Here is a 22,426-nt window from a genome sequence, read left to right as displayed (position 1 = left end):
TGCATTTATTGAACTATAAATGTATTTTGAATGATTAAATTAATCCAATTATCATTACTTAATCCGAATAAATAAAACTTATTGCTATCATCTAAAATTAAATCTGCTGGTGTAGTTGTATGTATATTCTTTGCTACAATTACATTCGATTCATTGTAGTACTGAAACATTTTTTCTGTTGTATAAGTTCCAGATAGAAAAGTATTATCATTTTGTGTAAAGACTTGAAAATAAACTTCATTTTCTAAATAAGTACCATCAGACCAAGTAAATATTGGCTTTAAAGTTTCTGGATACGTAATTGTTACTTCAGTTGTCCATTCTGTAGCTTTGGTTTTATTTTTTGTTCTTATTGGCTCTGAAATATGCAATTTATTATCTACAATATAAGTTACTAAACACCAAACTTCATCGGAAGAACTATTAGTAAACCTTCTAAATTTACCACCAAATTGAGTTGTTTCTGTTAAATTTCTTCTTTTGTACTTAGAAAAATCTGTTTGCTCTACTGTTGTGTCTTCCGTTTCATAATATCTAAATTCATAAGCACCTACAATAGGATAAAAATAAATGTAAGTATCTTCTATGTTACCGTTTGCAGAACCACCAAAAGCAACTAAAGTATCTAATGTTTTATCTGTATTGCCTGCTATATATTCTTCTAAATTTCTTGGTATAAATTGCTCTTCTATAATAATGTTTACCCAATTATCTTCACTTACTCCCATCATTGTAAAATTGTAAATCTCATCTTCTACTAGATTTACTGGTGCAGTTGTATTAATTTTTGGGGTTTCTAAAACATTAGATTCATCATAATATTGAAAAAAAGTTTCTTCTGTATAAGTACCAGAAATAAAGTCTTCCTCTTCATCTGTAATTACTTCGAAATAAATAACACTTTCTTTTGTAGCACTATCTTGCCAAGTAAAATTAGGTTCTAATGTTGTTTTATAATTTATTGTTACCTCATCTGAATAAGTTGTAGGTTTAGATATATTATTCAATTTAATTGGTTCTGAAACACGAAGAATTCCGTCTTTTTTATAGGTTACTAAACACCAAGACTCTGTATCTCCAGATCTTGAAAAACGTGCTAATTTACCACCAAAAACAGCTTCACTTTCTAGGCTTTGCCTTCTATAATTTACAAAAATAGTTTCATCTAAAGTATTGTCTGACAATTCGTAATACCTAATATCTGAAGCACCTTCTTCTGGGTAATAAAAAATGTAAGTTAAACTTGTATTTGCTTCTGCATTTGCAGCACAAGCAACAACAGAACTTTCTGTTACATTTAATGTCTCGTCTATGTATTCTTGAAGGTTTCTAGGAACAGAAATATCTGTATCTTCGGAACAAGAAAAAATAGAAATACATAGAAAAAGGAATATTATTTTTTTAAAGACCATATAATTTTCTTAATAATTTTTCTGCAGGTTTATTTTGTGGTGTAAATCTATTGTTTTTTTCGCCACCAACCTTGTCATGTCTATGAAACCATTTCCAAATAAAACCACCTGCAAACCATTCTTCTTTCCAAAACTGATTATATATTGCTTGTAAAGCATCTGTTTGTGCCTGTAAGTTTATTGCACCCTCTATTCTATTAGAATCCCAAGGCTCTTTACCATTAAAATCTACACTTCGATAACCAAATTCTGTAAAAAGAATAGGTCTATTCGCTTCTTTTTGTACTTTTATAATCTCTTCTTTATGTGTTTTCCAACCTAATTCATACTCTGCAATTGTTGGCGATTTTTTATCACTTAAAGGAAAATAAGCATCAATACCAATAAAATCTAGGTCTTTCCAAAAAGGAACACGTTTAAATTCGTCCCAATTTGCAGCATACGTTAATTTACCTTTATAGACTTCTCTAATTTCTTTAATTAGTTTTTGCCAATATGCTGGTCTATTAATTACAAACTGCTCTAATTCTGTACCAATACAAAAAATTTCTGCATTTAAATCTTCCGCAGCTTTTGCATATATTAAAATAAAATCTCTGTAAGAATCTTCTAAAATCTTCCAATTTTCTTCAGAATCCATTTTTACACTTCCAGTAAATTGACCACGACCAATCCAAATATGTGGTTTTACCATAAGGTGAACCTTCTCTTTCTGAAAGCGTTTTGCATATTGTAACAAACCATTTTTAGTTTCACCAAACCATTGTCTGCTAGTATTATGGTTTACTTCTGGCGAAGACAATTGTCTTATAAAACCAAAAGGCATCAAAGCAACGTAGTTGCTTTGTGCCTTTAATACTGGGTTTATATGTTGGTCGCTTATAGAATCTCTAGATGCTACAAAACTTACTCCATTAATTTTTTTATTTTGACTTTTACAAGAAAAATTTAAAACAATTAAAAGTAGAAATAGTATTTTTTTTGTTTTCATATATTACCATAAAAATACTTCTTTTTACTAAAATAATGCTCTTAAACCAATATTAAAACTTTGTCCTAATCCAGAATTATTACCTCTTACAAATTTATTATATAAAACTTCTAAGTTTAATACATCTGTTAATTGATATTTACCTCCAAAACCTAAAGCAGTGAAATCTTGTGTAAAATCTCCAAAACGTTGAGAATGTTGTACAAAACCTAAAACAGTAGATTTTTGTGATGGGAAATAACTCATAAAAATACCTGGTGCAAGTACAAATGTGTTATTTGCAAAACTTTCATCTGAACCAAAATTATATTCGGTTGCTAATTCTGTAAATAATTGCCAATCTCCACTTGGTAAAGTGTAATCGAAAAAGAATCTATTTTGAAACATATAAGCTGTTTGATCTAAAAAAACGCCATTTCCATCAAATTCACTTTTGTTAATTGGAATATGAAATGCACTTTGTAAAGAGAAATTACCTACACTTTCTATTGGTTGCCATTTAATAGCTGGTGCAAAAGAAGACAATCCTTTTCTAGAATTAGCGTCGTTACCTAAACTAAAAACAGAAGTAGCATTTTTTCCATTAATTGTATTTGATCTGTACTCTAACAATAGACCAACATTTAAACGATTATTATCTGAAACTCCAGTAAAAACATCTAACGTAGTTGTAAAGAAATTAGACCTTCCGCTTCCATCTAAAGAACTTGTTCCGCTAGAATTTGCAGAACGTGTTTGTGTATACAAACCATTAAAAAACTTAACATCCCATTGCCCTTTATCTAATAATTTAGAAGGTGTATAGGTTTGAACATTACTTTTAGATGTATCTTCTTCTTGCGCAAATGCATTTAAACTAACAACTAGTACTGCTGCTAAAATAGTTTTTGAGATATTTTTTTTCATTCTTGGTTGATTATGTTAATTATAAAATTTTTAGATAAGTCTAATCAATAGATAGATACTTACTTTACTTTTATTATTTATAATGATTCTAAATTCAATTAAATTAAAGATTAATAATTAAGTTCTTAACTTTAGCTTCGACATAAAGGCAACAATCAATCAACTATGGAACATATTGTAATTATAGGTAATGGAATCTCTGGAGTTACTGCTGCAAGACACATTAGAAAAAACTCTGACAAAAAAATAACTATTGTATCTACAGAAACAAAATACTTTTTTTCGAGAACAGCACTTATGTATGTATACATGGGACATATGAAGTTTGAACACACACAACCTTATGAAAATTGGTTTTGGAAAAAGAACAGCATCGATCTAAAACAAGGTTTAGTAAACAATATTAATACCACTAAGAAAGAATTAAACTTTACAAACGGAGAAACACTTTCTTACGATAAACTAATAATTGCAACAGGTTCTAAACCTAATAAGTTTGGTTGGCCAGGGCAAGATTTAGACGGTGTTATGGGAATGTACCATAAACAAGATTTAGAAAAACTAGAAAAATTTGCACCAGATAATAAAGCGTGTAATAGAGCAGTAATTGTTGGTGGTGGTTTAATAGGAATTGAGCTTGCAGAAATGTTAAGAAGCAGAAAAATACCTGTTACTTTTTTAGTACGTGAAGATAGTTTCTGGAACGGTGTTTTACCAGCACAAGAATCTGCAATGATTAATAACCATATTAAAGAACATCATATAGATTTGCGCTTAAGTACAAATTTAAAAGAAATTAAATCGGATGAAAACGGACGCGTAAAATCTATTATCATTGAAGAAACCGGAGAAGAAATTGCTTGTAACATTGTTGGTTTAACAGCCGGTGTTACACCTAATATAGATTTTATAAAAGATTCTGGTATAGAATTAGGTCGTGGTGTAAAAGTAAATCGTTTTTTAGAAACAAATATTCCTAATATTTACTCGATTGGTGATTGTGCAGAACAACACGAAGCAATTGGCCAACGTAGAAATATTGAAGCAGTTTGGTATACTGGTAGAATGATGGGAGAAACTTTAGCACAAACTATTTGTGGTAATAAAACTGCATATAAACCAGGACACTGGTTTAACTCTGCAAAATTTTTAGACATAGAATACCAAACTTATGGTTGGGTTTTTAGCGAAAGAGGTAAACAAGAAAATGAAGCTTATTTTCAATGGAAACACCCAAAAGAGCATAAATGTATTACGATTTCTTTTGATAAAAAAAACAATCAATTTTTAGGAATAAATACCTTCGGAATTAGAATGCGCCATGAAATTTTTGATAAATGGCTAACAGAAAAAAAATCTATAGAACACATACTAGAATATCTTGCAGATGCTAATTTCGATCCTGAGTTTTACAAACTACATGAACATGAAATTGTAGCAAAATTTAACCAAGAAAACAATACTAACATTCAACCAAAAAAGAAAAGTTGGAAACGAATTTTTAGTAAATCAATCTAAAAAAAAATTAGATATTAAAAACGAATCCAATCAACTACAATAAAAAAAGATATATTTTGAAACTCATAAAACAATCAGGTTTAGTTATTTTTCTATTAGGATTAGCCTTCTTTATAGGAACTATATTTACAGGTTCTTTCAGCTTAAACCAAACAGAACTAGATACTTTTCTTAAAGAAAAACAATATAAGAATACTATTATAAAAGACGAATTACAAAAAGCAGTAGTAACTTCAGAGGATTTAAATATTTTCGAATTTTCAAGTAGAGTTACAAAAGCTTATGCAAATTCTAATAATTATTACGATAATCTTATTAAAAAATACGACGAAGAAAAAAATTGGGACAAAAAAGGAGAACAGTTTCAATATAAAATTGGCGGTAAACCTCATAGTTTAAGTTTTACAATTGCTAAAAAAGCAGGAAAAGGACTTGCTGCAGACAATACTGGTTTGGCTTGGTTTTTAACTTTTGGTTTAGGTATTATTGGTGCATTATTATTTATAGTACCAGATGTTGTTTTATTAGGGAAACCTGGAATAAAAAATGATGGAATTTTTCTAAGTGCAGCAACAAATCGTGGTTGGATTGGTTGGTTCACTTTTATCTTTTTAGTTACTTTTTATATTCTATTATATTTTTATCCAGATTTAATAGTAAACTGGGTGTATTTAGTAGATCCTATTAGTAAATCTATAAGTGGTAATCCTGCAAGTCAGTGGTTTTTATACGGTTTTCTTTACTGTACAGTTATGTCTGTAATGGCCGTTAGAATGTATATAAAATACCGTCATAATAAGTATCAAATTTTAAGAACTACATCTGTTTTGTTCTTTCAAATAGTATTTGCTTTTTTAATTCCAGAAATTTTAGTTCGTTTCGAGAAGCCTTGGTACGATTTTAAAAATGCGTTTCCTTTAGATTATGATTTTTTCTTTAGATGGAATTTAGACGAGCTACTTGCAAGTGGTGGTTTTGGGTTATTTATATTAGTTTGGGGAGTTGTTTTAACAATTGTTGTTGTACCAGTAATGGTTTATTTCTTCGGAAAAAGATGGTATTGTTCTTGGGTTTGTGGTTGTGGTGGTTTGGCAGAAACATTAGGAGATCCTTACAGACAAAACTCTAGTAAAACGTTACTCTCTTGGAGAGCAGAACGTATTATAATTCATACTGTATTAGTTTTTGTATTAGTAATGACAGGTTTTGCTTTGTACACCTTCTTTTCTGGTGCAGACCAAGTTATTGGTATTAAGACACAAACAATACAAGATATATATGGGTTTTTAATTGGTTCTATTTTTGCAGGTGTAATTGGTACAGGATTTTACCCAATATTTGGTAACAGAGTTTGGTGTCGTTTTGGTTGTCCTTTAGCTGCTTACTTAGGTTTTATTCAACGTTTTAAATCAAGATTTAGAATTACTACTAATGGTGGGCAATGTATTTCTTGCGGAAACTGCTCTACCTATTGTGAACAAGGAATTGATGTAAGATCTTATGCTCAAAAAGGAGAAAACATTGTACGTTCTAGTTGTGTTGGTTGTGGTGTTTGTTCTGCAGTGTGCCCAAGAGGTGTTTTAAAATTAGAAAACGGACCAGAAAAAGGTAGAATAAACCCAACGGATGTTTTACTAGGAAACGATGTTGATTTAATGGATTTAGTAAACAAAAAATAATGTTTAAAAAAACATTGCTATTTTCTCTTTTACTATTTGTTAGTTTCGCCTCATTTAGTCAGAAAGAATACCATAAAGAGTATTACAATAACGGACAAATAAAAGAGGAAGGTTGGCTTAAAAATCATAAAAAAAGTTCTTATTGGAAATATTACTATGCAAATGGTACTCTTAAAAAAGAAGGGCGCTTCAAAGACAATTTAGAAGTAAAATATTGGTATTTTTACGCCCCAAATTCAATCATAGAAAAAGAAGGTCATTATAGTGAAGGTAAGAAAAGTAACTGGTGGTTGTTCTATGATAAAATGGGAAACATAAACCATAAATGTCAATTAAAAAACAATCGAAAAAATGGTTATTGCCTATTGTACGAAATGAAGAAACTTGTAAAAGCTTCAAAATATAAAAACGGTAAAAAAATAAAAGAATGGACAGACTTTTCATCCTTTAAAAGTGAAAATAGTCTAAATGATTTAAGACAATGATACCAATAATAAACGTTATTATTCCCGCTTATAATGAACAAGACTCTATTGCAAATGTTATAAAAGACATACCTAATATAGTTAATGAAGTTATTGTAATAAGCAACAACTCTACAGATAAAACTGAAGAAAATGCTAAAAATGCTGGTGCAACTGTACTTTCTGAAAACAGAAAAGGATATGGTTATGCTTGCTTAAAAGGGATGGAATATATTGCCAATAAAGAAAACAAGCCAGAAATAGTTGTTTTTTTAGATGGAGACTATTCCGATTACCCAGAACAATTAACAGAACTAGTTGCCCCAATATTAAAAGATAATTTAGATTTTGTAGTAGGTGCACGTGTAAAAGAACTTAGAGAACAAGGTTCTATGACGCCACAACAAATTTTTGGTAATTGGCTAGCTACTTTTTTAATGAAGCTATTTTTTAATGCTAAATTTACAGACTTAGGTCCTTTTAGAGCAATAAAATACAATAAATTAATCGACCTTAAAATGGAAGATAAAACATATGGTTGGACCGTTGAAATGCAATTAAAAGCATTAAAACAAAAATTATCATACAAAGAAATACCAATGAAATATAGAAATAGAATAGGTGTTTCAAAAGTTTCAGGAACCGTAAAAGGTAGTATCTTTGCAGGCATAAAAATTTTAGGTTGGATCTTCAAATACAGTTTTAAGTAATGGTTTTAGAGTACATCGTTATTATAATTTATTCTATATCTCTTTTGCTTATTTTCATGTATGCATTAGCGCAGTTAAACTTGCTTTTTAATTATTTAAAAGCAAAAAAGAAAGTAGACACATCTGCAAAGTTCGATTTCTCAAATCCAGAAGAAATTCCTTTTGTAACTATACAATTACCAGTTTATAATGAGCTGTATGTAATGGAGCGTTTGCTTAAAAATATTGCAAAGCTAGCGTACCCAATAGACAAGTTAGAAATTCAGGTTTTAGATGATTCTACAGATGAATCTATCGAAACTACGGCAAAACATATCAAAGAGATTCAAGAAATTGGTATCGACATACAACACATTAGAAGAGATAATAGAAAAGGTTTTAAAGCAGGTGCTTTAAAAGAAGGTTTAAAAACTGCAAAAGGTGAGTTTATAGTTATTTTTGATGCCGATTTTTTACCTCAAAAAGAATGGTTGTTAGAAACAGTTCCTTATTTTAAAGATCCAGAAATTGGTGTAGTTCAAACTCGTTGGGGACACATAAACAGAAATTACTCTACACTAACTAAAATACAAGCTTTTGCTTTAGATGCTCATTTTACATTAGAACAAGTTGGTAGAAATAGCCAAGGTCATTTTATAAATTTTAATGGAACCGCTGGTGTTTGGCGTAAAGAATGTATTTATGACGCTGGTAACTGGGAAGGAGATACACTTACAGAAGATTTAGATTTAAGCTACAGGGCACAATTAAAAAATTGGAAATTCAAATATTTAGAGCACGTAGAAACGCCTGCAGAATTGCCAGTAATTATTAGTGCTGCTAGGTCGCAACAATTTAGATGGAATAAAGGTGGTGCAGAGAATTTTCAAAAAATGATGAAACGCGTTATTAAAAGTAAAAACGTTTCTACTAAAACTAAAATACATAGTTTACTGCATTTATTAAACAGCTCTATGTTTACATGTATCTTTTTAGTAGCTGTATTAAGCGTACCAATGCTATACATAAAAAACGAATATGACCATTTAAAGATCTATTTTTATGTAATGAGTTTCTTTGTTATAAGTTCTCTTATATTCTTTATTTGCTATTGGTATATGTACAAAAACACATATGGTGGTGGTTTAAAAAATTTCTTTAAATATATTGGTGCATTTTTTACATTTTTCTCCATTGCAATGGGCTTTTCGCTACACAATACAATTGCAGTTTTAGAAGGTCATTTAGGTAAAAAAAGTGAATTTGTAAGAACACCAAAATTTAATATTAAAACCATAAAAGACGGTTGGAAAAACAATAAATACATTAAAAAGAAACCTTCTGTGCATGTTATTTTAGAAGGCATTTTAGCTATTTATTTTGTTTTTGGAATGTACAGCGCATTTATAGTTGGAAATCAAGGTGGAGATTTTGGTCTTTTCCCTTTTCACTTTATGCTATTTATTGGTTTTAGTTATGTGTTTTTTAAATCTGTATTTTCTAAAGCATAATGTCTTTCTTAAATAAATATAGCAGTATTTTCACAGTTACATTTAGTATAATCTGCTATTTTTTCTTTGCCTATTTCTTAGAAAGAACAGCATTTTATACCGTTTCTTTATTATGGTTTTCTTTATTTATCGGTTTTTATATATTGATAAAAAACAAAAATATTTCATTTTCTACATTAGTAGGAATTGCCCTATTATTTAGACTCATTTTCCTATTCTCTATCCCTAATTTATCACAAGATTTTTATCGATTTATTTGGGATGGACGCATGCTATTAAATGGTTTTAATCCTTATTTATCATTACCAGAAACTTTTATTCAACAAAACTTACAGCCAGTAGCAGAAGCTTCTAGTTTGTATGAAGGCATGGGAGAATTAAACGGTAGTCATTATACTAATTATCCGCCTTTAAATCAATTATGTTTTTTTATTGCAGCTATTTTTTCTAGTAAAAGTATTTTTGGTTCTGTAATTATACTTAGAGTGCTTATTATTTTAGCAGATTTAGGTATTTTGTACTTCGGAAAAAAACTGTTAGAAAAACTGAATTTACCTATAAATAATATCTTTTTCTATATTTTAAATCCGTTTATTATTATAGAAATGACAGGTAACTTACATTTTGAACCTGTTATGCTATTTTTCTTAGTTTGGGCACTTTACAAGTTGCAACAACAAAAATGGATTTGGGCAGCAACTCTAATAGCTTGCTCAGTTTCTGTAAAATTAATTCCATTACTTTTTTTGCCTTTGTTTTTTCAATGGTTTGTGAAAATCCCTTTAAAATCTAGCTTAAAAGAAACCTCTAAATTTTTAAAAGGCTTCGTAAAATTAATTACTTTTTACACAATAATTTTAGGTGTTACAATTTTATTATTCCTTCCTTTTTACTCATCAGAATTAATTGAAAATTATTCAAATTCTGTTGGTTTATGGTTTCGTAATTTTGAATTTAATGCAAGTTTTTATTACATATTTAGAGAAATAGGCTATTTATTTAGAGGTTATAATGAAATTGCTATTATTGGTAAAATAACACCTTTATTAACTATTCTATTTTTATTTATTCTTACTTTCTTCAGAAAAAATAAAACTGAAATTCAATTAATTACAGCCTTACTATTTGGCCTGTGTTTTTATTATTTTACAGCAACAACTGTACATCCTTGGTATTTAGCAACACCTTTAATTTTGTCCGTTTTCACAAAATATAGATTCCCAATTATTTGGTCTTTAGTTATTATTTTAACCTACCAAGCTTATGCAAACAATCCATGGAAAGAAAATTTGTGGTTCGTTTTTATTGAGTATTTAGTGTTGTTTTCATTTCTAATCTATGAGCTTAATAAGCACTCTAAAATGAAGAAGTTGTAAAATAACAATGTTATCTCTTATTACTGATGAGTTTTTTGTATTTTAGTGACTTATTTTTTACCATATATGAAAAGACTTACCATAAAAGACATAGCTAAAGAATTTAGTGTTTCCATTTCAACGGTTTCTAAAGCGCTGAACGACAGTTATGAAATTAGCGTAAGTACCAAAGAAAAAATTCAGAAATACGCGAAAGAGAACAATTATAAACCTAATTTTAATGCATTAAGCTTAAAGAATAGGTCTACAAAAACTATAGGAATTATTATTCCTAACATGTTAAACTATTTTTTCGCTCAGGTTTTTAATGGCATCGAAAAAGTAGCAAATGAGAAAGGATACAAAATAATTTCTTGCATTTCTAATGAATCTTATACAAAAGAAGTAGAAACTATGGAGATGCTTTCGAACGGAAGTATTGATGGTTTTATACTTTCTTTGGCAGAAGAAACAATTTTAAAAAATGATTTTAAACATTGTGATGAAATACTAGAAAATGGAACGCCAATAGTAATGTTCGATAGAGTTGCAGAACCTATAAATTGCGATAAAGTAATTACAGATGATTTTAAAGGAGCTTCTAAAACTGTAAAATACTTAGCAAAATCTGGTAGTAAGAACATTGCATTTGTTTCTACTATTAGTAATTTAGAAATTGGTAAAAAAAGACATCAAGGGTATTTAAAAGGATTAGAAAAAGCAGGTTTCCCTGTAAATAACAATCTTATTATAAATATTAAAGAAGATGATTATAAAAAATACGAAAGTATCTTAACTCCTATTTTTGCTGCAAATGAAATTGATGCTGTAATTGCAACAGATGAGTCTTCTGCAATAGCGGCAATGAAAGTAGCTCAGAAAAAAGGTTTAAAAGTACCAGAAAATTTTGCTGTTGTTAGTTTTTCTAACGGAATTTTAGCAAGACACTCTCAACCAAAAATGACAACTGTTAGTCAACATGGAGAAAAAATGGGAGCAACTGCTGCTAAATTATTAATTGATAGATTAGAGAATAAAGCAGAAGTAAAAGAAGCACCAAAAACTGTAATTATAAAAACAGATTTAGTAGAACGTAATTCTACCAAGAGATCTTAATTTATGGATTTAAATAAAGTAAAACTAGTTGTTTCTGATATGGATGGAACGCTATTAAACTCTAAAAACGAAGTAAGCCCGCTTTTTTTCGAACTTTTTAAAAAACTACAGAAAAAAAACATTCTTTTTTGTGCTGCAAGTGGTAGACAATATAATAGCATTGTAGACAAATTATCATTAATAAAAGATGAGATTTTTATAATTGCAGAAAACGGAGCAATAGCTAAAAAAGGAAAAGAAATTTTACTTTTAGAATCTTTAGACACAAAAAAAGTAACCGCAATAATACCAATATTAAGAAATATAGAAAGCACTAATATTGTCTTATGCACCAAAGACACTGCTTATATTGATAGTAATGATGATCGTTTTATTGGTTTATTTCAAGAATACTATCATAGCTATAAAATAGTAAACGATTTAATGGAAGTTGCCAAGACAATACCAATTCTTAAGATAGCGGTATATCATTTTTCATCTTCAGAAGAATTTATTTATCCTAAATTAAAACATTTAAAAGAAGACTATTTATTAAAAGTATCTGGTAAAAATTGGTTAGATATTTCTACAGAAAAAGCAAATAAAGGGAATGCTTTAAGAGAAGTACAGCAACTTTTAAACATATCTAAAGAAGAAACGATGGCTTTTGGAGATTACCATAACGACATTGAAATGTTAAAAGAAGCTAACTTTAGTTTTTCTATGAAAAATGCTCACAAAGACATTACAGAAATTGCAAATTACGCAACAAAAAGTAATGATGATTTTGGTGTTGAATCTATCTTAGAAAAACTAATAGCAACTACTTCTTAATCTTCATAAGAAACCGTACTTTGTCTTTCTCTATTTACATGAAGTTTAGTTACATCTGGTCTAGAATAATGCCCAACAACATCAAAGTTTTGTCTTTCCTCTAAAACTCTATTAAAGTCTAAGGTTTCGATAATTAAACCTTCTTTGTGTAAGACAGGTGCAACCAACCATTCTCCGTCTGGAGAGGCAATACAAGAACCTCCGTTTGCCAAAACATCTGGAGCTTTTTCTAATATTTTATCTAAATGCGGTGTGTCTTCTGGAAAATCTGTTTTTGCCATTAAACTAGAAACAGAAATTACAAAAGAACGAGATTCTCTTGCTATAAAACGAGTAATATCTTTTGTATTATAATCGCTCCCAGGCCAAACTGCAATATGTAAATTTTCTCCAAGACCATACAACGCAGTTCTTGGTAAAGGCATCCAATTTTCCCAACAATTTAAACCACCAACTGTAAATTCTTTTAAAGAATGAACTTGTAAACCATTTCCGTCTCCAGGAGCCCAAGTTAAACGTTCATCATAAGTAGGTTGCAGTTTTCTATGAACAGATTTTATTTCTCCTGATTCGTTTATATAAACTAAGGTTGCGTAAATACTATGTCCGCCTCTATTTTGAGCACGCTCCATAATACCTAAATAGACAGCAATCTTATTATCTTTTGCTAATTTACAAACAGTATCTAATTCGCCTTTTTCTATCGTAATAGAATTACGAACATAATGCGCATGAATTTCTTTTTGAGTTTTAGAATCCCATTCTGCACCATTTGTTAAAGAAACCCAAAACGGATAACCAGGTAACAATGCCTCACCGAAAACAATCAATTCACAATTTTCTTTAGCAGCATCTACAATAGATTTCTCTATCTTTTTAATTGTCTTTTCTTTGTTTAACCAAACAGGTGAAATTTGTGCTAAAGCTACTTTTAGTAAATTGTTTTTCATATTTTTTTGTGCTTATATACGTGAACTTTGCTTTTTAATCTCTTTATAAATTAAACCTCTACAGAAACAACCAAACCTTCATTAGATCTTACGTTAAATACTGTTTCGTCTTCGAAAATTAAATACTGGCCCTTAACCCCTACTAACTTTCCTTTGTAAGTTGGTGTTTTTATTAAATTTAAACTTTTTGGTTTTACTGGATATTTTAAAACTGGAAACTTTAAGTTTGTTTCAGAATTATTTTCAATAAAATACTGTTTTGCTTCTTCGGGTATAAATTCTTTTAGTTTTTCTCTCCACTCTACCAAGTTTACATCTTCAATATCATTTTTTAGCATTTTACGCCAATTCGTTTTATCGCCAACATGGTCTTTTAAAGCAACCTCTGTAATTCCTGCTAAATATCTATTTGGTACTTCTACAATTTCTATTGCTTCATGTGCTCCTTGATCTATCCAACGTGTTGGTACTTGTGTTTTTCTTGTTACGCCTACTTTTACATTTCCCGAATTAGCTAAATAAACAATGTGAGGTTGTAATTGCACTGCTTTTTCATAAGTTAAATCTCTATCTTCTTCATCTAAGTGCGCCTTACTTAATTCTGGTCTCATAATCCAATCACCCGCATTAGGTGTATCAAAAAAACAAGATTTACAAAAACCTTGTCTGTAAATTTGTTTTTCTAAATGGCAGTTTAAGCATTCATAAGAAACAAAACTTAAAGAAATTTCTTTATTTATTAGCTGATTCATGTTTAAAAAATCAGTTTTCATATCTAAATAATACTGAATTTCATCTGCATTCTCTGTCATCATTTTTTTTAAAACTCCTTGGTAAATCATCGCACAAATTTTAGTATTTTTAAACTTCGGTTATAAAACAAGAATTGTTCTATAATCGCCTAAAACAAACTTACGAATTTCTATGGCTTTTCAGATTATCAATTCTATAATTTCTTGGTTTTTGAAGAAACGAAAACATCAAATTGAGTTATTTTTAAAATACCCAATTGATGTTCAAAACGAGCTATTATTAAAACTAGTTAATACTGCAAAAAACACAGAATTCGGAAAAGAAAAAAAATTTACAAGTATAAAAAATCATGAAGATTTTTGTATAAATGTTCCCATTCAAAAATATGAAACTTTCGAACCATTAATAGAACGTTGCAGAAGAGGCGAACAGAATTTATTTTGGCCTTCAGAAATAAAATGGTTTGCAAAATCTAGCGGAACAACAAACGCAAAAAGTAAATTTATTCCTGTTTCTGATGATGCTTTAGAATATTGCCACATGAAGGCTGGTAAAGATATGTTGTGTAATTACATAAACAATAACCCAAAAACACAATTATTTACTGGTAAAGGCTTGCGATTAGGTGGTAGTTCTGAAGTCTACCAAGACAATGGCTCTCACTTTGGCGATTTGTCTGCTATTATTATTGAAAACATGCCTTTTTGGGCAGATTTTAGCTCTGCTCCCAGTCAAGAAGTTGCTTTAATGAGCGATTGGGAAACTAAAATGGATGCAATAATAGATGAAACTATCAACGAAAACATTACAAGTTTAGCAGGCGTACCTAGCTGGATGCTGGTTTTACTTAATAGAGTTTTAGAACGTTCTGGAAAAGAAAATATCTTAGAGGTCTGGCCAAATTTAGAGGTATATTTTCACGGAGGTGTAAATTTTAATCCATATAGAGAGCAATACAAGAAAATAATACCAAAAGTAGATTTTAAATATTACGAAATATACAATGCTTCTGAAGGTTTTTTTGCAATACAAGACATAAATAATTCTAAAGAATTGTTGTTAATGTTAGATTACGGAATTTTTTATGAGTTTATTCCTATGAGTGAATATAACGGAGAAAACTCTAAAACAATAACACTTGCCGATGTAAAAAAGGATGTAGATTATGCTTTAATTATAACTACAAATGCGGGTTTATGGCGCTATTTAATTGGAGACACTATCCGTTTTACTTCTATAGAACCTTACCGAATTAAAATTACTGGTAGAACAAAACATTACATAAATGTTTTTGGTGAAGAATTAAATATAGAAAATGTTGAAGATGCTTTAAAACTTGCTTGTGACAAAACAAATGCTGCAATTTCTGATTATACTGTTGGTCCTATTTTTATGCAAGGAAAAGAAAAAGGCGGACATGAATGGATAATAGAGTTTAGTACAAAACCAGATTGTATTGGCTATTTTTCTGAAGTTTTAGACAATGCTTTAAAATCTATAAATTCTGATTATGAAGCAAAACGCTATTTAAATATTACTTTAATGGCGCCAAAAGTACACCAAGCAAAAGACGGATTATTTTATAGCTGGTTAAAGAAAAAAGATAAATTAGGCGGGCAACACAAAGTACCAAGATTGTCTAATTCTAGAGAATTTATAGAAGAATTATTAAAACTTTAAGCTTTGTTCTCATAGAAACCTAAAACAAAATCTGATGAATTTGATTCTAGAAATTTATCTTCTATTTTAAAAAGGTTTTCTAAAACTTGTTCTTTTTCTGCATCTAAGTCTAAAAAGTGATGAGAGATATCTCTTAAAACATTTGCTAAAAGATTACCACCAATCGCTTTTTCTTCTATTACAGTAAAGTGTTTGTGAACTGACGGAATTATACTGCTAGAGTCTATACACTCAGACGGGTCTGAAACTATCATACGAAGTAAACCAACACCTCTAAATTGATTTTTATAAAGATTGGTTTTAAATCTTCTTCTGTATTTTTTAGGAATAATGTTTAAAGTACTGTTAATCTCTAATAATTGCTCTTTGGAAAACTGATGCCTTGTAGCTCCAACAAATTCATTAATTATTAAGTTCCCTTTTGGTTTTAAAGTATGTTTAATTTTCTCTGATAACAATACATCTATATTATCAAAATGATGTAAAGAAGAATTAAACAGAACAACATCGTATTCATTTTCTTTTAAATCAAACTCATAAATGCTTTTACAAATAAACTTAATATTATTTAAATGATTAGATTTTGCTTTTTCAATTGCAATATCTAATAAGTTACTTGCAATATCTACACATGTAATTTCTTTAAAAACCTCTTTGTATTCTGCTAATTCTAACTCATGACTGCATACACCAGAACCTAAAGATAAAAGTTTTAAATTTTTCTGATTTTTTAAATATTTAGAAACTAGATACTGTTTGTAGTTAATATTTTTATCGCCAGAAATAAGAAAGTTCCAACGCTGTCTTACTTTAGGAATAATCCACCAATTAGAGGCACTTACAGCAGTATTATCAAACGCACTTTTTGTTCTACTTAGATTATTAAACGTAAACTTAGAAAATATAAAACCCTTACCTCGTTGAATTAATTTGCAGTAAGTATCTATAAAGTCGTCTAATGTTATAAGTTTTGCCATTTTTAAATCTTACGTTCTACAACGTAATCTATCATTGTAATTAAAGAATTTTTATATTCAGACTCTGGAAAATCTCCTAGAATAGCCAAAGCTTTATTTTTGTAATCATTCATTTGATTAGTTGTATATTCTATACCTCCATTATCTTTTACAAAAGCAATTACTTCTTTTACTCTTTTTTTATTTTTATTGTGTTTTTTAACAGAATTAATTAACCAAGATTTTTCCTTTTTAGAACAGTTATTTAGAGTGTAAATTAAAGGCAATGTCATTTTTTGCTCTTTAATATCTATTCCTGTAGGTTTTCCAATATTAGTTTCTGTATAATCAAATAAATCATCTTTAATCTGAAAAGCAATACCTATGTACTCGCCAAATTTTCGCATTTTTCTAACACAATCTTGGTTTGCACCAACAGAAGCTGCCCCAATACCGCAACAAGCTGCAATTAAAGTTGCTGTTTTTTTTCTAATAATATCGAAATAAACATCTTCTGTAATATCTAATTTTCTAGCTTTTTCTATTTGAAGTAATTCACCTTCACTCATTTCGCGAACAGCAATAGAAATTAATTTTAATAAGTCAAAATCTTCATTATCTATAGATAACAATAAACCTTTAGATAATAAAAAATCACCAACTAGAACCGCAATTTTATTTTTCCAAAGTGCATTTACAGAGAAAAAACCTCTGCGCCTATTACTGTCGTCTACTACATCATCATGTACAAGAGTTGCCGTATGAATTAATTCGACCACAGAAGCTCCTCTATAAGTTCTTTCGTCGAAACCGCCATTAGAAACCATTTTTGCTACTAAGAAAACAAACATTGGTCGCATTTGTTTTCCTTTTCTACGAATAATATAATAGGTTATTCTATTTAAAAGAGGAACTTTAGAAAGCATCGATTCTTTGAACTTCTCTTCAAAGAGTTCCATTTCATTTTTAATAGGAAGTTTTATAAGTTCTACTGGTTTCATAAATTATAACTTATCATCTTTAACTTAAAGTAAAGCCTCACATGTTTTAAATACATATGAGGCTATTTTTTTAAGCTTTGTTTGCTAATTGCCCACAAGCTGCGTCTATATCTTTACCTCTACTTCTTCTTACGTTTACAGTAATATCATGCATTTCTAAATTAGAAATATAATTATTTATTGCAGAAGAATGTGCTTGTTGAAACTCACCATCATCAATAGGATTGTATTCTATTAAATTAACCTTACAAGGCACTGCTTTACAAAAAGCAACTAATGCCTTTATATCTTCTTTTTTATCGTTAATACCGTCCCAAACAATATACTCGTAAGTAATTGCTCTACCCGTTTTCTCATACCAATACTCTAAAGATTCTCTTAAATCTACTAAAGGAAAAGTAGCATTAAACGGCATAATAGAGGTTCTAACTTCATCTATTGCAGAGTGTAAAGAAACCGCTAAATTAAACTTCACTTCTTCATCTGCCATCATTTTTATCATTTTTGGCACACCAGAAGTAGAAACTGTAATTCTTTTAGACGACATTCCTAAACCTTCAGGTGAAGTAATCATCTCTATAGATTTCATTACATTTTTATAGTTCATTAATGGTTCTCCCATTCCCATAAAAACAATGTTTGTTAATTTACGATTGTGATATAACCTACTTTGCTTATCGATAACTACAACTTGATCATAAATCTCATCTGGATTTAGGTTACGCATTCTTTTTAAACGCGAAGTTGCACAGAATTTACAATCTAAACTACAACCAACTTGACTAGAAACACATGCTGTAGTTCTTTTTTCAGTTGGAATTAATACAGATTCGACAACTAAACCATCGTGTAGTTTAATTCCGTTTTTTATAGTGCCATCATTACTTTTCTGCATGGAATCTACCTTAATATGGTTGATTACAAAATTTGCTTCTAACATTTCTCTAGTTTCCTTAGAAATGTTTGTCATATCTTCAAATGTATGTAAAGACTTGCTCCAAAGCCATTCATAAACCTGATTACCACGAAAAGCTTTATCGTTATTTTCAACAAAAAAGAATCTTAATTCTTCTTTTGTTAATGCTCTTATGTCTCTTTTTTTTACTTCCATTAGATTGCAAAAATACAAAACCTCGCATTAAAAATGCGAGGTTTTAGTGTTTCAATAAAAAATTGAATTATATAATTAGCATAGCATCTCCGTAAGTAGAGAATTTATAACCTTCTTTAATAGCTACTTTGTATGCCTCCATTACAAAATCATACCCACCAAAAGCTGCTGCTTGCATTAGCAACGTAGATTTTGGTTCATGAAAATTAGTAATCATAGCAGTTGCAATACTAAACTCATGAGGAGGAAAAATAAATTTATTTGTCCAACCTTCAAATGCTTTTAATTCTTGCTTAGAAGAAACAGACGATTCTACTGTTCTCATAACAGTTGTACCAACGGCACAAATTCTTCTTTTTTCTTTCTTAGCCTTGTTAATCATTGTAGCAGTTGCTTCAGGAATAACAATTTGTTCAGAATCCATTTTATGCTTCGATAAATCTTCTACCTCAACAGCACTAAAAGTTCCTAAACCAACATGTAACGTCATTTCTGCGAAATCTACTCCTTTAATTTCTAAACGTTTTAATAAATGTTTAGAAAAGTGTAAACCTGCAGTTGGTGCAGCTACAGCACCTTCATGCTTTGCAAAAATAGTTTGGTATCTTTCTTTATCAGAAGCTTCTACTTCTCTATTAATAGCTTTAGGTAATGGTGTTTGACCAAGTTCTAATAATTTAGCTCTAAACTCTTCGTAAGAACCGTCAAATAAGAAACGTAATGTTCTACCTCTAGAAGTTGTATTGTCTATTACCTCTGCAACTAAACTGTCATCTTCACCAAAAAATAATTTGTTTCCAATTCTAATTTTTCTTGCTGGATCTACCAATACATCCCATAATCTATTTTCAGCATTTAATTCTCTTAATAAGAAAACTTCAATTCTAGCACCCGTTTTTTCTTTGTTTCCAAACATTCTTGCAGGAAAAACCTTGGTGTTATTCAACATCATAACATCACCTTCATCGAAGTAATTTATAACATCTTTAAATTGTTTGTGCTCGATAGTTCCATCAGCTTTATTCAAAACCATTAAACGAGATTCATCTCTATGTTCAGCAGGGTACGTTGCTAACAATTCTTCTGGTAACTCAAATTCAAAATGCGATAATTTCATATATGTATATCTTCTAAAAGCTGCAAATATACGATATCGGAATAGGCGTTGTCAAGTGTTTTGCCTTTTAATTTAAAGTTCTACTACCTTAATACCAATTTGTTGCATATCTTTCCAAAATTTCTGGAATGATTTTGTTACTACTTCAGCATTTAAAATTTTTATAGGAACTCTTAATGCCAAAGGTGCAAAGGCCATTGCCATTCTATGATCGTTGTAAGTTTTAATAGAAATATTCTTGTTTATTACAGATGATTTCTCTAAGTGTAAACTTTCATTTGTTACAGAAATTGAAGCTCCTAAGTTTGTTAATTCTTCTTTTAAAGCCTCTAATCTATCTGTTTCTTTAATTTTTAAAGTGTGTAAACCTGTTAGATTGCAAGAAATTCCTTCAGAAAAACACGTTACAACAATTGTTTGTGCAATATCTGGCGCATTTTTAAGATTAATTTCTAACGTTTCTAATTTAGTTTTTCTTTCTTTTTTTAGAGTGATAAAATTCTCTCCGAAAACAGTTTCTACACCAAAATGTTGGTAAATTTCTGCCAAACTAGAATCTCCTTGTAAACTTTCTTTTTTATAAGCTGACAACTTAATCGAAGAACCAATTTCTGATGAAGCTACAATTGAGTAAAAATAGCTAGCCGAAGACCAATCTGACTCTACAACAACCGTTTGTTTTTCTATTGTTTTCTTTGGATGTACTTTTATGATATTCTCTTCGAAACTCGTTTCAATTTCTAATTGATTTAATAAACTTAACGTCATATTAATATACGGTATCGAAGTAATTTTACCTAACAACTCTATTTCTAAACCATTTTTTAGTTTAGACGCTATTAATAATAAAGAAGAAATATATTGGCTACTAACATTACCGTTAATTGCAACTTTACTTTTAGTAATATTTTTTCCTTTAATTCTAATTGGAGGATACCCAACTTTATCTTCGTAAATAATTTCTGCCCCTAAATCTCTTAAAGCATTTACTAAAATTTCTATAGGTCTATTTTGCATTCTATGAGAACCCGTTAAAACAACTTCTCTCTCACTTTTTACAGCAAAATAAGATGTTAAAAAACGCATTGCAGTACCTGCATGACCAATATCTACAGTTTCTTCGCTTGTAGAAAGTGCATGCTGCATGTGAATAGAATCATCTGAATCTGACAAGTTTTCGATAGAAATCTCTGGAAACAAGTTCTGTAAAATCAATAATCTATTCGATTCACTTTTAGAACCAGATATTGTAATTTCTTCCTTTATTTTCTTATCCGCTAAAACATTTAACAATATATCCATTCTAAAAACTGCTTTTAATTTTATTTTAAACCTCAAATTATAACTAGTAAATAGCTAAATCTGTAAATGTCAAAGTTAATGCACAAAAAAATGCTAACAAAGTTTCTTGCCAGTATTTTATATGTAATAAAACAGCTTAAAAAATGTCAAATTTCTAAAAAAAGTACTTTTAACTTAAAAAATAGCACCCACAAATGATAATTAATTTCTATTTTGCGCACAAAACCCCCAATAATGAAAAGAAAAGTTATTCTAACATTTATATGTTTTATAATTCTAGTTGTATCTAACCAAGTTATTTTTCACTTTGATATAAAAAGGCAATATTATGATGCCGAAATTATTAACAAAGCAGGAAAACAAAGAATGTTTAGTCAGAAATTAATAAAACTAGCTCTATATGCAGACGAAGCGAGAAATACATCTAATTTCGAAAGTAAATTAGAAGATTATATAACTACTTTTAATGATTTTAATAGCGGGAATTACTACATTAATCATATCGATTTAGATTTTTACGAAAACCCGTATTTAGAAGAACTATATAAAACGAACCAGCTATATTTTAGCAAAATAGAAAAAGCATCGTTAGAGATTATAAACGATGCTAATAACGAACAGTTATTTAATAATTTTCTTACTACTGTTAAAAGTAATGAAGGTACTTTTTTAGTTTCTATGGATAAAATTGTGCAAGAATACCAAAGAATTTCTGAACACAAGATTGATAACTTTGAAAAGATGCAATTGATCTTTAATGCAACAACACTTCTTTTATTAATTTACGCACTATTTTTTATTATTGTTCCTCTTTTTAAAACGAAGGCAAAGAAAATAGCAGATATAGCGTAAATTATTTCATTTTCTTGTTAGTTACATACAAACCGTAAAAGGCACTTAAAAAAACTTTTAATCCCCAAAAACTCATCCATTTTCCATCCGCAAAATTAACTTGATTTACTTTTGCAAAATCACCTGCAAAAATATCTCTCCAACTATTCATTAATAATGAAATTAAAGTTACCATAATAAAGAATGGAATTGCTACTTTGGCAACATTACTCCAAAAAAGTGGTTGTTTCGTTTTTTCTATAAAAGTCAT

At 29.4% G+C, this 22,426-nt stretch carries 21 protein-coding genes; 10 read left to right on the top strand and 11 right to left on the bottom strand.

The window, feature by feature from the left end:
* Positions 1 to 5 precede the first annotated feature (5 nt).
* Genes SHK09_RS06935 through SHK09_RS06925 form a run of 3 tightly spaced genes read right to left on the bottom strand, consistent with a single transcriptional unit; the run spans position 6 to position 3,309 of the window.
* A complete protein-coding gene (locus SHK09_RS06935; protein WP_319810057.1) occupies positions 6 to 1,412 on the bottom strand; it encodes a hypothetical protein in 1,407 nt (468 codons plus the stop codon).
* Positions 1,402 to 2,403 (bottom strand): glycoside hydrolase family 113, encoded by a 1,002-nt coding sequence (locus SHK09_RS06930; RefSeq protein ID WP_319810056.1) that lies wholly within the window; start codon positions 2,401 to 2,403, stop codon positions 1,402 to 1,404. Before SHK09_RS06930 ends, SHK09_RS06935 begins: the two co-directional genes overlap by 11 nt.
* Positions 2,404 to 2,430: 27 nt before the next feature.
* Positions 2,431 to 3,309 carry a hypothetical protein gene (locus tag SHK09_RS06925; RefSeq protein ID WP_319810055.1) on the bottom strand — a complete coding sequence of 293 codons (879 nt, stop codon included), beginning with the start codon at positions 3,307 to 3,309 and terminating at the stop codon, positions 2,431 to 2,433.
* A 165-nt stretch (positions 3,310 to 3,474) separates the two neighbouring features.
* On the opposite strand from SHK09_RS06925, the gene SHK09_RS06920 reads away from it, so the two are divergent.
* The 8 genes from SHK09_RS06920 (at position 3,475) to SHK09_RS06885 (ending at position 12,454) form a co-directional block, all read left to right on the top strand.
* Complete coding sequence (locus SHK09_RS06920) at positions 3,475 to 4,827, top strand: FAD/NAD(P)-binding oxidoreductase (protein ID WP_319810054.1); 1,353 nt, start codon at positions 3,475 to 3,477, stop codon at positions 4,825 to 4,827.
* A gap of 56 nt (positions 4,828 to 4,883) precedes the next feature.
* Positions 4,884 to 6,506: a 4Fe-4S binding protein gene (locus SHK09_RS06915; RefSeq protein ID WP_319810053.1), complete on the top strand. Its 1,623-nt coding sequence runs from the start codon at positions 4,884 to 4,886 to the stop codon at positions 6,504 to 6,506.
* Positions 6,506 to 6,991 carry a hypothetical protein gene (locus SHK09_RS06910; RefSeq protein ID WP_319810052.1) on the top strand — a complete coding sequence of 162 codons (486 nt, stop codon included), beginning with the start codon at positions 6,506 to 6,508 and terminating at the stop codon, positions 6,989 to 6,991. Before SHK09_RS06915 ends, SHK09_RS06910 begins: the two co-directional genes overlap by 1 nt.
* A complete protein-coding gene (locus SHK09_RS06905) occupies positions 6,988 to 7,680 on the top strand; it encodes a glycosyltransferase family 2 protein (RefSeq protein WP_319810051.1) in 693 nt (230 codons plus the stop codon). The genes SHK09_RS06910 and SHK09_RS06905 overlap by 4 nt, the downstream gene beginning before the upstream one ends.
* Complete coding sequence (locus SHK09_RS06900) at positions 7,680 to 9,170, top strand: glycosyltransferase family 2 protein (RefSeq protein ID WP_319810050.1); 1,491 nt, start codon at positions 7,680 to 7,682, stop codon at positions 9,168 to 9,170. The genes SHK09_RS06905 and SHK09_RS06900 overlap by 1 nt, the downstream gene beginning before the upstream one ends.
* Positions 9,170 to 10,546 (top strand): mannosyltransferase, encoded by a 1,377-nt coding sequence (locus tag SHK09_RS06895; protein WP_413774273.1) that lies wholly within the window; start codon positions 9,170 to 9,172, stop codon positions 10,544 to 10,546. The genes SHK09_RS06900 and SHK09_RS06895 overlap by 1 nt, the downstream gene beginning before the upstream one ends.
* A gap of 66 nt (positions 10,547 to 10,612) precedes the next feature.
* Positions 10,613 to 11,641, top strand: a complete 1,029-nt coding sequence (locus tag SHK09_RS06890) for a LacI family DNA-binding transcriptional regulator (RefSeq protein ID WP_319810048.1) — start codon at positions 10,613 to 10,615, stop codon at positions 11,639 to 11,641.
* A gap of 3 nt (positions 11,642 to 11,644) precedes the next feature.
* Positions 11,645 to 12,454 carry an HAD family hydrolase gene (locus SHK09_RS06885; RefSeq protein ID WP_319810047.1) on the top strand — a complete coding sequence of 270 codons (810 nt, stop codon included), beginning with the start codon at positions 11,645 to 11,647 and terminating at the stop codon, positions 12,452 to 12,454.
* Here SHK09_RS06885 and SHK09_RS06880 read toward each other — a convergent pair.
* Together SHK09_RS06880 and SHK09_RS06875 are read right to left on the bottom strand one after the other, a co-directional pair.
* A complete protein-coding gene (locus tag SHK09_RS06880) occupies positions 12,451 to 13,404 on the bottom strand; it encodes a carbon-nitrogen hydrolase family protein (protein ID WP_319810046.1) in 954 nt (317 codons plus the stop codon). The genes SHK09_RS06885 and SHK09_RS06880 overlap by 4 nt on opposite strands.
* A gap of 50 nt (positions 13,405 to 13,454) precedes the next feature.
* Positions 13,455 to 14,246 carry a DUF2797 domain-containing protein gene (locus SHK09_RS06875; RefSeq protein ID WP_319810045.1) on the bottom strand — a complete coding sequence of 264 codons (792 nt, stop codon included), beginning with the start codon at positions 14,244 to 14,246 and terminating at the stop codon, positions 13,455 to 13,457.
* An 82-nt stretch (positions 14,247 to 14,328) separates the two neighbouring features.
* Here SHK09_RS06875 and SHK09_RS06870 point away from each other — a divergent pair, with 82 nt between their 5' ends.
* A complete protein-coding gene (locus SHK09_RS06870; protein WP_319810044.1) occupies positions 14,329 to 15,837 on the top strand; it encodes a GH3 auxin-responsive promoter family protein in 1,509 nt (502 codons plus the stop codon).
* Here SHK09_RS06870 and SHK09_RS06865 read toward each other — a convergent pair.
* From SHK09_RS06865 to SHK09_RS06845, 5 genes are all read right to left on the bottom strand, one after another.
* Positions 15,834 to 16,814: a class I SAM-dependent methyltransferase gene (locus SHK09_RS06865; RefSeq protein ID WP_319810043.1), complete on the bottom strand. Its 981-nt coding sequence runs from the start codon at positions 16,812 to 16,814 to the stop codon at positions 15,834 to 15,836. The two genes, SHK09_RS06870 and SHK09_RS06865, sit on opposite strands and share 4 nt — an antisense overlap.
* A 2-nt stretch (positions 16,815 to 16,816) precedes the next feature.
* On the bottom strand, positions 16,817 to 17,794 hold the full coding sequence (locus tag SHK09_RS06860) for a polyprenyl synthetase family protein (protein ID WP_319810042.1): 978 nt from the start codon (positions 17,792 to 17,794) through the stop codon (positions 16,817 to 16,819).
* A gap of 70 nt (positions 17,795 to 17,864) precedes the next feature.
* The gene (gene rlmN / locus SHK09_RS06855; RefSeq protein ID WP_319810041.1) at positions 17,865 to 18,905 is read right to left on the bottom strand and encodes a 23S rRNA (adenine(2503)-C(2))-methyltransferase RlmN; all 1,041 of its coding nucleotides are present in this window, start codon (positions 18,903 to 18,905) and stop codon (positions 17,865 to 17,867) included.
* Positions 18,906 to 18,972: 67 nt separating this feature from the next.
* Complete coding sequence (queA, locus tag SHK09_RS06850) at positions 18,973 to 20,022, bottom strand: tRNA preQ1(34) S-adenosylmethionine ribosyltransferase-isomerase QueA (protein ID WP_319810040.1); 1,050 nt, start codon at positions 20,020 to 20,022, stop codon at positions 18,973 to 18,975.
* A gap of 72 nt (positions 20,023 to 20,094) precedes the next feature.
* Positions 20,095 to 21,324, bottom strand: coding sequence for a 3-phosphoshikimate 1-carboxyvinyltransferase (locus SHK09_RS06845; RefSeq protein ID WP_319810039.1), 1,230 nt, complete (start codon positions 21,322 to 21,324; stop codon positions 20,095 to 20,097).
* Between the two features lie 234 nt (positions 21,325 to 21,558).
* Between SHK09_RS06845 and SHK09_RS06840 the strand changes: the two genes are divergently transcribed.
* Positions 21,559 to 22,176: a type IV pili methyl-accepting chemotaxis transducer N-terminal domain-containing protein gene (locus SHK09_RS06840; protein ID WP_319810038.1), complete on the top strand. Its 618-nt coding sequence runs from the start codon at positions 21,559 to 21,561 to the stop codon at positions 22,174 to 22,176.
* 1 nt (position 22,177) lies between these two features.
* Here the strand turns inward: SHK09_RS06840 and SHK09_RS06835 are convergent, their stop codons facing one another.
* Positions 22,178 to 22,426 (bottom strand): hypothetical protein, encoded by a 249-nt coding sequence (locus SHK09_RS06835; protein ID WP_319810037.1) that lies wholly within the window; start codon positions 22,424 to 22,426, stop codon positions 22,178 to 22,180.

Source organism: Polaribacter sp. PL03 (genome assembly GCF_033875165.1).
Classification (GTDB): Bacteria; Bacteroidota; Bacteroidia; order Flavobacteriales; family Flavobacteriaceae; genus Polaribacter.
This window is presented reverse-complemented; position numbering and strand designations above follow the sequence as displayed.